We start from the raw sequence: 14,710 nt of genomic DNA on the forward strand, positions 1-14,710 counted from the left end.
GCCCACTGGTTTAAGTGCTTGCTCTACCGCGTTCGCCGCGTGTAAAGTAGCGGCGGACAATCCCTTAACAATCTCCCCGCTTTTGCAAAACTCGTTCGGAGGTCAGAACTGATGCCGCGTGAAGTCATCAGCCCCGAGGAAGCCGCCCGTGCTCAGGAGTTTCCTGATCGCGTGGGGTTCAAGCCAGACAATCCATTTCTGGCGTCGTTTCGTCCGTACATCGATGCGCGAACCGTCATTCCTGAATTCACCGCGCGCGCATTGATTCTCGGCACGCTGCTCGGGATTATCTTCGGCGCTTCGTCGCTGTATCTGGTCCTGAAAGTCGGCTTGACGGTCAGCGCTTCAATTCCCGTCGCCGTCATCTCGATCAGCATCTTCGCCTTGTTGTCGCGGTTAAAGATCCGCAACGCGACGATCCTCGAAAACAACATCGTTCAGACCGCGGGTTCGGCGGGCGAGTCGATCGCCTTTGGTGTCGGCGTCACGATGCCGGCGATCATGATTCTCGGTTTCGACCTCGAGCTGACGCGCGTGATGCTAGTCGCGGTGCTCGGCGGCTTGCTGGGAATTCTGATGATGATTCCCCTGCGCCGCGCTCTGATCGTCGCGCAACACGGCTATTTGAAATACCCGGAAGGCACAGCCTGCGCCGAGGTTCTAAAAGCCGGCGCTTCGGAAGAATCGCGCGCGGCGGCTTCGGCTGACGCCAAGGCCGAAATGCAAGCACGCGATGCCGGCGGCGCACACATCGGCGCGAAAACAATCTTCACCGGTTTCGGCATCGGCGTGCTGTATCAAGCGGCCCACCGTGCGTTTTACACCTGGAAAGAAGCACCCGAAAGAATCTTCGGCGCGCCTTTCAACAAAGGCTCGCTCAGCGTTGAAGTCAATCCCGCGCTGCTCGGCGTCGGCTATGTCATCGGACCACGCATCGCTTCGATCATGTGCGCGGGCGGCGTGCTGGCGTACCTGGTTTTGATTCCGGCAATTGCGTATTTCGCCGGTGGCGAAACTACCGGCGCCGTTGCGCCCGGCACCAGTCCGGTGCGCGGCATGAGCCCCGGCGCAATTCGTAACAACTACATTCTCTATATCGGCGCGGGCGCAGTGGCGGCCGGCGGCATCATCAGTCTGTTTCGCTCTCTGCCGACGATTTGGCATGGCATGAAAGGCGGGTTAGCCGACCTGCGCGGTGGTAAAGCAGCCGCGGCGCGCGCGGAACGCACCGATCAGGACATTCCGATGAAGTTCGTGCTCGCGGGCATCATCGCGCTGATCGCGATGATCATGCTCTTCCCGCAACTTGGATTGCAGCAAAACTTTTTCACGGCGTTTCTCGGCGCCATCATGATCATCGCTTTTGGGTTTTTGTTCGTAACTGTCTCTTCACGCCTAACCGGCGAAATCGGTTCATCGTCCAATCCCATTTCCGGCATGACCGTCGCGACGTTGCTGCTGACGTGTTTGATCTTTCTGCTGATGGGTTGGACTGGACCGCCGTATTACGTCACCGCTCTATCGATCGGCGCGATCGTTTGTATCGCCGCGTCGAATGGCGGCACGACGTCTCAGGATTTGAAAACTGGTTTCCTCGTCGGGGCTACGCCGAAGTTTCAGCAGTACGCGATTCTCGTCGGCGCGCTCGCATCGGCTCTGATTTTGGGCCCAATTCTGATCGGCCTGAACGACCGCGGCACGGTTTACGCTCGCCGCATTACGTTTGCCAAAGTTGACGACAAGGTCGCTTCCTTGCCGCCAGACCAGAGCACCGGCCTGACGCCGTACACTGAAGAGTTAAAACCCGCCCAAGCCGGCGACTACCGGCTTCTTGTTCGCGACGCGAAGAGTCCGAAGATCGAAGGGTTGGACGAAGGTGAATATTTGGTGGATCCGTCAGGCAAAATCCTCTACAAGGTCGAGCGGAATTTCACGCCTGAGCTTCGGGCGAACCCGAGCCAACTCGGGCACGAAGAACAATTGAAAGGGCCACAGGCCGGCCTGGATTCAAACACCTATCGTGTCTGGCACAAGACCGATACGAACGGCGGCCGCGCCGGGCGCTATCTGGTCGACGCGCAAGGCGTGCCGCAATATATCGTCGATCCGGCCATCAACGGTCAGAACAAGATGCGTCCCGACGGTTCGACGGTCGAAAAATTCGACGCGCCAAAAGCCACCCTGATGTCCTACATCATCAAGGGCATCCTCAATCGCGAATTGCCCTGGAACCTCGTTTTGCTTGGCGTGATGATTGCCATCGTGCTCGAGATGGCCGGTATCCCTTCGCTCGCATTTGCGGTGGGCGTCTATCTGCCGTTGTCGGCTTCCAGTCCGATTTTCATCGGCGGGATGGTGCGGTGGTTAGTCGATCGGCACTTGCGACGCAAGCACGCGCAGCTTACCGAGGAACAAATCGTCGCTGAAACCGACAAGAGTCCGGGCGTGTTGATGGCCTCAGGCTACATCGCGGGCGCGGCGATCGCGGGCATCATCATCGCGTTCATGTCGGGTTACTTCACCGAAACCTCCGCTGCGGCTAAGGAATGGATGTTGAGTCACAATCCGTTCTTCGACGAGCCGCCGGGACATGTGAAGGGCTACGCTGACCTGTTATCGCTAATCCCATTTATCGCGATTACTGTCTTGCTCTACGCGGTGGGTCGTGAATGGGTTCTGGCGAGTAAGAAGAAGCGCACTGACTAACAGGCCGGGTAAGGAAACATGATTTATCTTCGTAGAAAGCTGACTCTCCCACGCAGTCTGTTCGTTCGTCTGCTCCTGACGGTATTTGCGGTCACCGCATTGGCGGGCTCGCCCGCCGCGTGTACGGCAAAGACATCGTCACCCAATCTGGCCGCCCAACCGCGTACGCCTTCTGATGTCGTCCGTGAATTTTACAAAGCGATGCGCGAGCACCGCTTCCAGGAAGCCTTCGCGTTGACGATCTACAAACCTGCCGTCGAAGGTCTGAATGCCGAAGAGATGGAAATTCTGCGGCCCGGGTTTGAAGAGAAAGCGGCGCAGATTCCCGCCAGTGTCGAAATCATGGGCGAACAGATCAGCGGCAAGATTGCGACTGTCTTTGTAAAGGTGCCTGCCGATGTTTCATCGCCGCAGGTCAATTCGCAACCGCTGAACCTTACCAACTCAGGAGGCACTTGGCTGATCGGCAGCGAAGCCGATGCGGCGGAAGTAAAAAAAGCCGGACGCCGGTATTTTCTTGACGCGCTCATCGCCGAGCATGAAGGCGACGTCGAGGACATTCTGAAACGGCTGGTCCTCTGGCAAGGGGTTTACAGCCAGCAGCACGGGGGACAATACGGGGATTTTCCGGCGCTGATTAAAGCCGGCATGCTCGGCGCCAACGTGATCGATCCGAAACTCAGCGGCTACAACTTCCGTATAACGGTCGGCAAAGACGGCAAGAGTTATGTGGCCAACGCTGAACCGTTGCATCACGGCAAGACCGGCAAGCTCTCATTCTGGATGGATCAAACCGGGCTGATTAAGAGTGCCGATAACGGCGGCAAACCGTTTAAACCTTAACTCTCTCCTCGCGAAACCTTACTTACCATGATGAATAAGAACCGCATCCGTGTGTGGCGCCTCCTCCTGCTTTCCCTGTTTGCGTTGGTTCCATCGTTCCTCGCCGCGCAGGAAGTCGATCCGAGCGAAGTCATCCGCGTGAACACCGACCTGGTCGTTCTCGACGCGCAGGTCATTGATCGGAAGACGCGTAAAGTTTTCGGCCCGCTTCGTAAAGAGGACTTCGAAATCCTGGAAGAGAATGTAAAGCAGGAGATCGCTTACTTTGGTCAGGACCAGTTGCCGCTTTCAATTCTGTTACTGCTCGATGTCAGCCGCAGCGTTCGGCCGGTCATCGAGCAAGTCGGTGAAGGCGCCAACAACGCTCTGCGTCAACTGAAACCCGAAGATGAAGTCGCGGTGATGGCCTTCGCCGATTACCCAAAGCTCATCCAGCCTTTCACGAAAGACCGAACGCTGACGGCGAACAAGATAACGGTTGCAAGCCAGGCGGAACTCGGCGACGGAACTTTTGTGTATGAGGCAATGCTGGTGGCGGTTCAGGAAATAAACAAAGGCACAAATCCGGCGAACCGCCGGGCGATAATTCTGATATCGGACAACATCCCCAGCACCGGTGACGAGGATTATGTCGCCAGATTACAGCGCGAGCTGGCGGAATCCGGCACGGTGGTTTACGGGTTGACCGTGCGCGGCGGCTTCGCGAAAGTCTTCAACGTGCTAACGCTGGGTAAAATTAAAGCCATCGATGTTTATGCCGAAGAGACGGGAGGCGAGGTCCTCGGCGCCAATCAAAGCGAAGTCGATTCACGTTTGGGTGAGATGTTCACGCGGCTCCGCACGCGCTACACGATCGGCTATCGACCGCCTGAGACAAATGAGGAAGGCGCATTTCGGCACGTTAAAGTTCAGCTGGCTCCCGCGATCATGAAAGCTAACAAGAAGCTCGTGGTGCGTTCGCGGCGCGGTTATTACTTCCGCAAGAAGCCGGGAACGATTCCGCCTAGGCCTCAGCCATGAGCTGGTTCGCCAGCTTTTTTCGCCGGCCTCCGTTCCATTTTCCGTGGACAGTCATGACAACCGGCGTCACCATATAAATCATTCCCGCAAAACCTGCGTATTGGCCCCCGCCAATGATCGCAATCGCGAGCGAAACTAATCCGATAGAGACGTTCAGCAGGCTCTCCCGAATGTCCGTGCGCGTGTCAAACGTTTCCAACTCCGTCAGTTCCAACTCAACGCGCTTGCGGTACGCGCGCCAATAGAGCAAGGCAAAGACGGCGAAGACCGCGACATATCCCACGCCGAAAATGATCATGAGATTCGCAACCTGATTGGCGTTCTCAACCATGCCTTCGACGGTTCCATTCGGCAGACGCACTTCGCCGTGGCCGCCCGTAAATTTGTCGATGAGTAAGGTGAAAAGGAACTTCAGCGGATAAACGTAGAACAGCACCACAAACAGCAGCACGGCGTTGATGACAATGGTGAGATTGTCATTCAGGCCATAGCGACGGAAAAACTTGTATTGATTGAACCAGACAACGAACAGTAGCGCGAAGCAAATAGCGAAAGCGCCAAACCCGCGCATTACTCCCATCAGCGCGTCGTAGGTCTTCGGCACTTCCAGCGCGACCACCAGTAACGTGATCGAAAAGGCGAAAACCGCATCGCTCAACGCTTCGATGCGCGAGACTTCATGACTGCGCCAGCGAAACTTTCGCGGATCGCCGACGCCTTTATCGATGAGTTTTTCTCGAATCATTTCATTCACACCTCGCTTCAGTGAGGTCGAAAAAAGAACTTTGTGATTCTCTGTGTGATCTCCGTGCCTCTGTGGTGAAGGTTTTCATAAGCAATTTTCACCACAGAGACACGAGGAACCCAGAGTTAGCCAGAGAGCCAATGTTTCTGACAGACCGTGAGCAAGGTGAAATTTTGCCCGGCGAGTTTACTTTTTCAGCGCGGCCTGCACAACAGTTTCCACTTCAGCCACGCTCTCTTCGCTAAAGCCGATGAAGTGCTTGACGATTCGGCCGTTGCGGTCGATGACGAATGATTGCGGAATGTTCTGATTGACGCCGAGATAACGATCGACGAAATCCGTATCGGGAGTCGCTAGCGGAAACGGAATTCCATACTCCTGCTTGAACGCCGGCACTTCTGCGTAGTCCTCTTCGCCGCCAACATTCAGCCCGACGATTTGCAAACCTTCAGCTTCGTACTTCCGATGCAAAGCAATCAGGTGCGGCATCTCTTGCCGGCACGGGCCGCACCATGTCGCATAAAAGTTCAGCAGCAAAACCCTGCCGGTGTAATCGCCGACGGTGGCGCGCTTTCCATCCTCGAAAACCCATCCCGCGGGTCCGCCGGGATTTGGCGGAGGGGTAACGCTCGGGCGACACGCGAACCCGGCCAGCGTTAGGAGTATCACTGCGAGCAGGCTGAACCTAGCGGGACGGATTCTCTTCATCAGTTTTGTCGGATGGCGGCGAGTCAGAAAGCTCGGCGGCGTCAATCTCCCGTCCCGGCACGCGATACTCTTCTTCGGCCCAGCGGCCGAAATCGATTAGCTGGCAGCGCTCGGAACAGAACGGCCGCCACTGATTGTCCTTCCATTCGACGGGCTTTTTGCAGCTCGGGCATTTGTGCACAAGGCAAAATTACCGGAGCAGTTACGAGAGCGCAAGCCAACGGGACAATAGCCGACCGTAAGGGAGGGCGTAGATAACCGGGGTTTTACGCCCTCCCTTACGGTCGGGCTACTGCCCCGCTTTCATTCATAATTGTCTCGCTCCGCCAGGATCTTTCATTGAACACCACGCCCAGGCCGGGCGTAGAATAAGACCGGGAGTAATTCAATGGCCGACTACAAAGAAAAACTGGATGACCTGCATCGCGCGGCGAAACGCAAAGCGCAGGAGCTGGACGAAAAGCTCGGCGTTAGCGGCATCGTCGAAGACACCGCGCGCGTCGCGGGTGACGCCGCGCGGCGTGGCGCGCGAACAATTGCGGACGGCGCGGGTCAACTCAAGGGGCAGGCAGAGCGATTCGCCGACGACCCGAAAGTGCGCGAGACGGCGCGTCGCGCGGCCGACGAAACCAGGCGACGCGCGAAAGACGCAGGTCGCACCATACGCGATGCCGCGGGTGACGCCGGGAAAATCATTCGCGACACCGCCGGCCCAGCCGGCAAGAAGGCTGAGAAGGCTTTCGACGATGCCGTCAATTACGCGACGACTGCTACGAAGGTGGCCGGCACCGGCCTGCGCGCGACGAAAGCGTCAGCGGCGGCGACGGCAGGACTTCTCAAAGCGAAAGATTGGGTCAAAGAGAATCCCGGTAAAGCGGCGGCCGTTTCGGTTTCACTGATTCTCGGTATTCGTGCCGGCGCGAGCTTTCCCGGCATCGATGCGGTTCTTCTCGGCGCGCATCCGCACTGGCTGACGCATTCGGCGTTGCCGGTAATCGGATTGAGAAAGCTTTACGACAAGTTCGACGACTATCTCAAAAAGCAGGAAGCGTTGATCGCTGCTGGTCAACTCGATGACGCCGAACGCGAGCGCGTTGAGTTTCAGCGCAAAGCCGCAAAGTATGTGGGCGCGCCCTTGCTCGGCGCTTTCAGTTGCGCCGCGGGCGCGGCGATGTTCGCGCAAATCGGTTCACCGACCGGCATCGTCGGCGGGCCGGTCAGTTGGCTGCTCGGCGGCAATCCATTTCTCGACGGCGTCTGGTTGTTCGCGAACGGGGTGATCTGCTTCCACCAGGGCTACAAGTTTTTCATGATCGCCCTCGCGGATCAGGATGACGTGAAGAAGGTGGTGCGAGAGATTAAGGGGCTGCTTCCCGCCGCTTCCTGATCGTAGGTCCCGCAGCGACCTGATTACGGAACATCTTCGATAGTGGGATTCTTCGATTGCGCCCCTTCGACGAACTGCTTCGAGCTCGCCAGAAGCCGGGCCTCAACCTGGGTAAACTCAGGCGCGGTGGTTGACACTTGCTTTCCGTCTTCACCAATCCACCTGATCAATTTGTCGTCTTTGAAGTAGTAGCGATTCTCGGTCGTCCGGACGACCTTCCCGGTCAGCGGTCTGTTGTAATGCGAGTGTTTGCGAAAGATGAAGATGAGTTTGTCGTTCGCGTAATAGAATTCGTCGGTGGCCCTGCCCATCTCGCCATAAAACGTCGCCGTAATCTTTACAATTGATGGCCCCCTGGTAAACGCGACCAGCTCGCCGCCTTCCGCTGAGAATCCCAGCAGTTCCTTCTTGACCTTCTTATACCTGGCGGCGCCGCGATTGATGGCGGCGTACTGCTGACGAATTGTCTGAATCGGGTCTGTGCCTTGAGCCTGAGCTTCATACACAGCCAAAACTGCGAACAGTGCCATCGCGACGGCTGCTGAGATTTTCTTCATTCGTGTCTCCTGCCCGCACCTCGACGGGTTCAGTAAACCGGCGGGCGGTAGCCCGCCTCTAAACTAACCTGCTGGTGTCTGCGGAATTACGTAATCGTAATCGGAAACGGTAAAAAGCACAGCACAAAAACGATCAAGGTGACCATCGCGACGATCTTCCGCGCCAAGCCAAGCGGCTCCATCTGCTGCGGCTGCGGATGACGCATGCGCAGCACAACCGCGAGCAGCACGACGTAAACAAAGCCGCTTGGACTGCCATGCCAGAACCAGCCGAGCACCGACACCACCGCCATGCTGACGAACGCGATGCGGCCAATCCACCAATGCGCTCGCTCGCCCAAAACTGAAAACGTTCCATGTCCGCCATCGAGTTGCCCGACGGGCATCAGGTTCAAAGCTGTGACCAAAGCACCAAACCACGCGGCCAGATAAAACGAGTTTACGATGCCGTCATCCAGCCGAATTCCAAATGCCCAACCGATCAGACGAAACAACAAAGGGTCGTTAAAAGTTATGCCTGACGCTCCCGGCGGGACGACTTGATGTTGCAACGTCAGCAATCCGGCAAACGCGATGGGCACCATGACGACAAATCCGGCCAACGGTCCGGCCAATCCGATGTCGAACAACGCGCGACGCGAAGGTATGCTCGATTTAATTCTAATGAAGGCGCCAAAAGTTCCCGGGACCAGCAGCGGCGGCTGTGGAATGAAGAAAGGCAGCGTCGCATCGACGCCGTAGTAGCGGCAGAAGAAATAGTGTCCCGATTCGTGCGATGCGAGAATCGCCAAAAGCGAACCCGAGAAGATCACTCCCTCTTTCAGAATCGCCGGATTAGCAAACGCGTACCGAATCAGCTCGAAAACCGCGAGGACGTAATACCAGGGTATCAGCCACAGCGAGCCCACGAAGCCACCGGTATCCGCCGAAGTAGTTGGATCTCCGCTCGCCGCGGGCAGCGACATCACGATTCCGCAAATCGTCGTGGTGGCAAACGTTACGAGGAGTAAGCCGATGTGCAGCGCCCATTGACGCGCGGTGAGTTTCGGCAAGCGGCCCCACGCTTCTGCTGTCCGGACACCACGCGAGTTTGAAGGTTTGTTCGAATCAGGCATGCGACATGCGAAATCTATCCGATACCACAATCTTATTGTGCCGTTAGGCACGCGAGGTTTATAGCCATCTTCCCCTCTTTAGAACTAAGCCCGGCGGAATGAAAGCACCGCTCTCATTCCGCCGGGCAATCTCAATCCGCATCCCGGCTATAACATTTAGCGCCTAACGGCGCTTGGCGCTCGCGCCCTGCTTATTAAATCGCGCGAAAGTTATGTATCCGCCAAACCGTCTTCGTGCGCCTGCAACTCTTTGCCCGGCTTGAAGCGAATCGTCTTCCCCGATGGAATCGCCACTTCCTCGCCGGTGCGCGGGTTGCGGCCGATGCCGCGTTTGCGCGGTTTCACCACAAAGACGCCAAAGCCGCGCAGCTCAATCCGGTCGCCGCGCGCCAGTGCGTCTTTCATTGAGTTGAACAGCGCGTCCACCGCCTGCTCTGCTTTTAGTTTTGGAATTCCCGTCTGGTCGGCGAGACGATTGATGATATCAAGCTTAATCACTTTAGTGCCTCCGTTGCGGCGCGCGCCGACTGGTTCGATTCTGACTTTGAAGAGTTTCTTGAACGCGTCGGATGATAGAAAGCGGCGATGCGCACTGTCAAGTTTTCACCGTCTAACTATAGCCGGAACGCTTGCCAACCATAGTTTGACAGGCAAGGAACCGAAGGCTAACCTCGAATTTGCGTGCGTTGAGCAGCCAACTCGCCGGCGTCGCACAACTAAGTAAGACATGTTTGGCAAGCAACCCACAGTTCCGCCGTTCGGCACCATCGACGTCAATGACGACACGGACATCGAAGTGCAGCGACCCAAAGAAGTCGCCCGTAAGCATTTCTGGCAAGAGTCGCGGCTCCTGTTTCGTGATCTGCTTTTCGCGCTCATGGTGCTGGCGCTGGTAATGGTCTTCATTATTCAACCGGTTAAGGTTGAAGGCACCTCGATGCTCCCCTACCTGCACGACGGCGAACGCATCTTCGTCAACAAGCTTATTTACTACGATGAATATCGCTGGGCGCCGAAAGTCTATCGCGGCGACATCGTAGTGTTCTGGTTTCCCGAAGACCCTTCAAAGAGCTACATCAAGCGCGTGATCGGATTGCCCGGCGACACAGTCGAAGTGCAGGAGGGTCACGTGCGCGTGAACGGGCGAGACCTGGACGAGGCTTATCTCGATCCGCAGTTCAACATGTCGCACGCCAGCCGCCCGCCGACGTACGTCAAGCCGGGTTACTATTTCGTGATGGGCGACAATCGCGACAACTCGAGCGACTCGCGCATTTGGGGCCTGGTGCCGAAGAAATACGTTTACGGTAAGGCGCTGTTTCGGTATTGGCCGCTCAGCACGGCGACCGTAATTAAGCGCGACATGCGCAATGGCTCAGTACCACCGGGAAGTTATCGCGGGGAATCCGGCGACGAGAGATGAGGTGGCACAGACTGTTCAGTCTGTGATCCGCCGTGTGCAGCAGACCCCAGACTCAAGTCTGGGCCACGTAATGACTGACTGGCTGCGATTCATTGGAATGATCTTTTACGCGCCGCTGCGCGGGATACGCGAAGTGCGCGATCGCGGCGGACTGCTACCCGCATTTATCTGCGCCTATCTTTCGCAGCTTCTTTATCTCTTCGCGGTGCAGTGGCTGAGCGGTGACCGGGCCTTTCTGGCGCGTCCGTCAGTCATTCTTGCCAACCTGTTCCATGCGGCGACGGCGCTGTTGCCCTTCGCGATTGTCTTAGTGCCGCTGATTGCACTGATCGCAAACCTTTTCGATCGTCGCGGGAGTTTTGGACTGGTCCTGCAACAGGAATACGCTTCGCTTGCTTCGGTCATTTTCTATGTGCTGATCGCGGCCAACCTGATGACGATTTTGATTGCCACCTTCTTTCACTTCAGCGGCGTGCAGGCAGCTTACGTGGCCAGCACCCTGCAGCAGGCTGAGCAAATCAAGTCGCTCTTTAACTTGCCTGCCGAAGTGCGCGCACAACTCGATCAGGAATTGCGCAATCCGGCATTCATCGCGGGCAGCTTGTTTCGCACGGTCAAGATCGCTCTATTCACCGTCGGCGCGCTGGAAACGGTCCGCAAAGTTTTCCGCATGTCGATTCTGCGTTCCCTCGCGGTCCTCGGGCTGACTTACGCCGCGGCCTTCGCGCTGTCGCCGGTTTGGACGTTGTTGTTTACGACAGTCGTGGGGTCGCCGTTCATCCTGCTGATGCTGTTCTTTCTGCTGCGCGGCTATTTCGGCAGCGTCGTCAGCACACAGCGCGCGCGCGGGGCGTTCAAGCAAAATCTGGAAGCAGCCACCATCAATCCGCGCGATTCGTCGGCGCACTACAACCTCGGTTTGATTCACCAGAACCGCGGCGAGCTGGACGAGGCGCGCGAGCGATTTCAACGCGCGATCGACATCGATCCGGACGAAACTGACGCGCACTATCAGCTCGGCCGTATTTCCCGCTCGCAGAATCGCCTGGCTGAGGCGATTGGCCACTTCGAGCAAGTCGTGCAGCGCGATCAGTACCACTCGCAGAATGAAATCTGGCGCGAGATTGGCGCGACGTACATTGCGGCCGGTCAGTTCGCTGACGCACGCGAGGCTTTGCAGAAGTTTCTTGAGCGACGCGAGAATGATCCGCAGGGTCTGTACCTGATGGGCCGCGCGCACGCTGGCCTCGGCGACCAGCAGGAAGCGGCAAGCTCAATGCAGGCTTGCATCAACGCCGTGAAAACTGCGCCGGCGTACAAATATCGCGCTGAGAAGCGTTGGCTGCACGAAGCGCAACAGTTTTTGAAGGGTAAGAAACGCGAAGCGGTGAGTAGTGAGCGGTAGTGACCTTATTCCATCAGCAGACAAGCACAACGCATTTTCCATTTATCATTTTTCATTTATCATTTTCCATCTGAACCCGGTGATGGCGGGGCGTTCAAAGACGTTCCCTCCGTGCCTTAGATAACAAATGACAGCTGTCAAATGACAAATGGAAAATCATTAGTTCTGCTCACCTTCGTATAAAGGAAGCAACATCATGAACTGTCCTAATTGTGGTGCGCCTGCCGTGGCAGGCGGTTTTTGTGGGGGCTGCGGCAAGCGCGTCGAAGCCCGTCAAGGGGCACAACCCGGCACGATCAACCTGGACATGGACGGCGAGGGCACGGGCCGCGGCTACACCTATCACATCGAACATCAGCCCGCTTTTTCGCTCGCGGTGCTTACGCTGCAACCGGAACAGTCGATCATGGCGGAAGCCGGCGCGATGGTTTCGATGTCGGCAAATGTTGAGTTGCAGTCGCAAATGAAGGGTGGCCTGTTAGGCGCCTTGAAAAGGGCCGCCGGCGGCGAATCGGCCTTCGTCTCGACATTTACCGCGCACAATGGACCGGGAGAAGTCACGCTCGCGCCCGGCGCGCCTGGCGACATCGCCGCGATCGAACTGAACAATCAATCGTTCTTCGTGCAGTCGAGTTCCTATCTCGCCGGCGACTCCAGTCTGAATGTCGATACGAAATGGGGCGGCGCGAAATCTTTCTTCGGCGGCGAAGGTTTGTTCGTGCTGATGGTGCAGGGCCAGGGGCTGCTGCTCGTTTCTTCATTCGGCGCCATTCATCGCAAGCGACTGCAACCCGGCGAGCGTTATGTCGTCGATACGGGTCACCTCGTCGCCTGGGAAGGCACAACGCAATACACTCTGCGCAAAGCCGCCGCGGGTTTCTTTCGCAGCATGGTTAGCGGCGAGGGCATCGTCGCCGAGTTCACCGGACCCGGCGAGTTATTAATTCAGACACGCAACCTGGCCGCGATGGCGGGATTGCTGAAACCGTTCTTCCCGTCGCAGGGTAGCGGCGGCGGATTCAATCTCAATCTGGGCGGCTAGTCCGGGGCAGTGGCCCGACCGTAAGGGGCGCGCGCTAATAGATTCCTCTGTGACCTCTGTGATTAATTCACGCAATGCCATTCTCGCTCTTGAAGACGGCCGCGTTTGGCGCGGACGCTCGTGGGCTGCCGAAGGCGAGTCATGCGGCGAGATGGTTTTCAACACTTCCATGACGGGTTATCAGGAAGTGCTCACCGATCCGTCTTACGCGGCTCAGATCGTCTGCATGACGTATCCGCTGATTGGGAACTACGGCGTCAACAAAGAGGATTCCGAGTCCTCGCGGCCCTGGGTTGAAGGCTTCGTCGTGCGTGAAGCCAGTCGCATGCACTCCAACTGGCGTGCGGAAGAATCGCTCCCCGATTACTTAAAGCGTTGGAACATTGTCGCCATCGATCACATCGACACCCGCGCCCTCGTGCGGCACATACGGGATAAAGGCGCGATGCGCGCGTGCCTCTCGACCACCGACGCTGATGCCGAAAGCGTGATCGAAAAAGCACGCAAATCTCCGCCGATGGAGAATCGCGAACTCGCCAGCGTCGTCACTACGACCCGGCCTTATGAATTTCCGGCTGCCGGAGCGGAACGTTTTCACGTCGTGTGTTACGACTTTGGCGTGAAGTTGAATTCTCTGCGTGAGCTGTCGCAAGCCGGTTGTCGCGTGACCGTCGTGCCCGCTTCGACGCCTGCAAATGAAGTGTTTGCGATGAAGCCCGACGGCGTGTTTCTTTCAAACGGTCCTGGCGATCCGGCTTCGATGAACAAGGAAGTCGAAGAGGTGAAGCTCGTCGCACAATCAGGCACACCCACATTCGGCATTTGTTTCGGTCATCAACTGCTCGGGCGCGCGTTCGGTGGAAAGACTTTCAAACTGACTTTCGGTCATCGCGGCGGCAATCAACCGGTCAAGGATTTTCGCGACGGCCACGTCGAGATCACTTCACACAATCACGGGTTCGCGGTGCAGGCTGATTCACTGCCACCCGAAGTTGAAGTCACCCACGTCAATCTCAACGACCAGTGCGTCGAAGGCATGCGCCACAAAACGCTCCCCATCATCTCAGTCCAATACCATCCGGAGGCCGCTCCCGGCCCACACGACGCCGAACATCACTTCAAAAGATTTATTGATTTGATGGAGAAGCGGTGACTGTTTTAGGGATACGCGACTTTTTCCCCGTTGATCTCAATGTGACCCGCTCGCTTTAGCCCGTCGACCACCTTGGTGATTTCTTGCGTGGATAGGTCGCGAAAGTGAGACAGAATGGTGCGTTGCAAAGCTCTAACTGTGGCAGGGCGAGCCTTGTTAGACGCAATCCGCTTCTCGTAGAAATCTGCGGCGCGGTCCTTTGAATTCGCTTTCTCTGAAAGCTTTAAGGGCGGAATGTCCGAGAGTGATGCGACCCTGGAGCAAGAGATCTTCTGCTCTCTTAGATGTTTGACGAGCGGGTCAAAGCCCTTATCCTTGGAAATAATATGAAAGCACGCGTCTGGCTCGGCGGCAGAGAACTTGCCGATGTAATAGGCGATGTGAAAATCCAGGGCGTCTTTTCCTTTGTCGCTGACTTGGACATAACTGCCACTGTCGCCGAGCGAATGCACGGCAAGCACTATCGCTGAATCGATCCGCTTCTGATTTGCGCCCAGAAAGACCACAACCCGAAAATGCTTGTGCTTAAGCTTCTCAACAGACTCAGGCTTAACGTTCTCCGAATCAATCAGAACAAAGTTGGTGCGCATTCTCATCACCCATACT

15 protein-coding genes are annotated in these 14,710 nt (G+C 56.9%); 8 read left to right on the forward strand and 7 right to left on the reverse strand.

What is annotated here, in order from left to right:
- Positions 1 to 111 precede the first annotated feature (111 nt).
- Genes VFX97_10360 through VFX97_10370 form a run of 3 tightly spaced genes read left to right on the forward strand, consistent with a single transcriptional unit; the run spans position 112 to position 4,569 of the window.
- Positions 112 to 2,706, forward strand: coding sequence for an oligopeptide transporter, OPT family (locus tag VFX97_10360; GenBank protein ID HEX5703589.1), 2,595 nt, complete (start codon positions 112 to 114; stop codon positions 2,704 to 2,706).
- Between the two features lie 18 nt (positions 2,707 to 2,724).
- On the forward strand, positions 2,725 to 3,549 hold the full coding sequence (locus VFX97_10365; protein ID HEX5703590.1) for a hypothetical protein: 825 nt from the start codon (positions 2,725 to 2,727) through the stop codon (positions 3,547 to 3,549).
- 27 nt (positions 3,550 to 3,576) lie between these two features.
- Positions 3,577 to 4,569, forward strand: a complete 993-nt coding sequence (locus VFX97_10370; GenBank protein ID HEX5703591.1) for a VWA domain-containing protein — start codon at positions 3,577 to 3,579, stop codon at positions 4,567 to 4,569.
- Here the strand turns inward: VFX97_10370 and VFX97_10375 are convergent.
- The 3 genes from VFX97_10375 to VFX97_10385 form a co-directional block, all read right to left on the reverse strand.
- Entirely contained in the window at positions 4,553 to 5,314 is a 762-nt protein-coding gene (locus VFX97_10375) for a TMEM175 family protein (protein HEX5703592.1), read from the reverse strand. The genes VFX97_10370 and VFX97_10375 overlap by 17 nt on opposite strands.
- 186 nt (positions 5,315 to 5,500) lie before the next feature.
- Positions 5,501 to 6,022 (reverse strand): TlpA disulfide reductase family protein, encoded by a 522-nt coding sequence (locus VFX97_10380; GenBank protein ID HEX5703593.1) that lies wholly within the window; start codon positions 6,020 to 6,022, stop codon positions 5,501 to 5,503.
- A complete protein-coding gene (locus VFX97_10385; protein ID HEX5703594.1) occupies positions 6,000 to 6,203 on the reverse strand; it encodes a DNA gyrase inhibitor YacG in 204 nt (67 codons plus the stop codon). The genes VFX97_10380 and VFX97_10385 overlap by 23 nt, the downstream gene beginning before the upstream one ends.
- 207 nt (positions 6,204 to 6,410) lie before the next feature.
- On the opposite strand from VFX97_10385, the gene VFX97_10390 reads away from it, so the two are divergent.
- Positions 6,411 to 7,409, forward strand: coding sequence for a hypothetical protein (locus VFX97_10390; GenBank protein ID HEX5703595.1), 999 nt, complete (start codon positions 6,411 to 6,413; stop codon positions 7,407 to 7,409).
- A gap of 23 nt (positions 7,410 to 7,432) precedes the next feature.
- Here the strand turns inward: VFX97_10390 and VFX97_10395 are convergent, their stop codons facing one another.
- From VFX97_10395 to VFX97_10405, 3 genes are all read right to left on the reverse strand, one after another.
- Complete coding sequence (locus VFX97_10395) at positions 7,433 to 7,966, reverse strand: hypothetical protein (protein HEX5703596.1); 534 nt, start codon at positions 7,964 to 7,966, stop codon at positions 7,433 to 7,435.
- A gap of 86 nt (positions 7,967 to 8,052) precedes the next feature.
- Positions 8,053 to 9,081, reverse strand: a complete 1,029-nt coding sequence (locus VFX97_10400) for a site-2 protease family protein (GenBank protein ID HEX5703597.1) — start codon at positions 9,079 to 9,081, stop codon at positions 8,053 to 8,055.
- A gap of 210 nt (positions 9,082 to 9,291) precedes the next feature.
- Positions 9,292 to 9,579 carry an HU family DNA-binding protein gene (locus tag VFX97_10405; GenBank protein HEX5703598.1) on the reverse strand — a complete coding sequence of 96 codons (288 nt, stop codon included), beginning with the start codon at positions 9,577 to 9,579 and terminating at the stop codon, positions 9,292 to 9,294.
- 229 nt (positions 9,580 to 9,808) lie between these two features.
- Between VFX97_10405 and lepB the strand changes: the two genes are divergently transcribed.
- The 4 genes from lepB (at position 9,809) to carA (ending at position 14,104) form a co-directional block, all read left to right on the forward strand.
- Positions 9,809 to 10,504 carry a signal peptidase I gene (gene lepB / locus VFX97_10410; GenBank protein HEX5703599.1) on the forward strand — a complete coding sequence of 232 codons (696 nt, stop codon included), beginning with the start codon at positions 9,809 to 9,811 and terminating at the stop codon, positions 10,502 to 10,504.
- A gap of 1 nt (position 10,505) precedes the next feature.
- The gene (locus VFX97_10415; GenBank protein ID HEX5703600.1) at positions 10,506 to 11,909 is read left to right on the forward strand and encodes a tetratricopeptide repeat protein; all 1,404 of its coding nucleotides are present in this window, start codon (positions 10,506 to 10,508) and stop codon (positions 11,907 to 11,909) included.
- A 196-nt stretch (positions 11,910 to 12,105) separates the two neighbouring features.
- The gene (locus VFX97_10420; protein ID HEX5703601.1) at positions 12,106 to 12,951 is read left to right on the forward strand and encodes a TIGR00266 family protein; all 846 of its coding nucleotides are present in this window, start codon (positions 12,106 to 12,108) and stop codon (positions 12,949 to 12,951) included.
- Between the two features lie 58 nt (positions 12,952 to 13,009).
- Positions 13,010 to 14,104 (forward strand): glutamine-hydrolyzing carbamoyl-phosphate synthase small subunit, encoded by a 1,095-nt coding sequence (gene carA / locus VFX97_10425; GenBank protein HEX5703602.1) that lies wholly within the window; start codon positions 13,010 to 13,012, stop codon positions 14,102 to 14,104.
- A 5-nt stretch (positions 14,105 to 14,109) separates the two neighbouring features.
- Here the strand turns inward: carA and VFX97_10430 are convergent, their stop codons facing one another.
- A complete protein-coding gene (locus tag VFX97_10430; GenBank protein HEX5703603.1) occupies positions 14,110 to 14,694 on the reverse strand; it encodes a PIN domain-containing protein in 585 nt (194 codons plus the stop codon).
- Positions 14,695 to 14,710 lie beyond the last annotated feature (16 nt).

It is taken from the genome of Pyrinomonadaceae bacterium (genome assembly GCA_036277115.1).
In the GTDB taxonomy this organism is placed as follows: Bacteria; Acidobacteriota; Blastocatellia; order Pyrinomonadales; family Pyrinomonadaceae; genus UBA11740.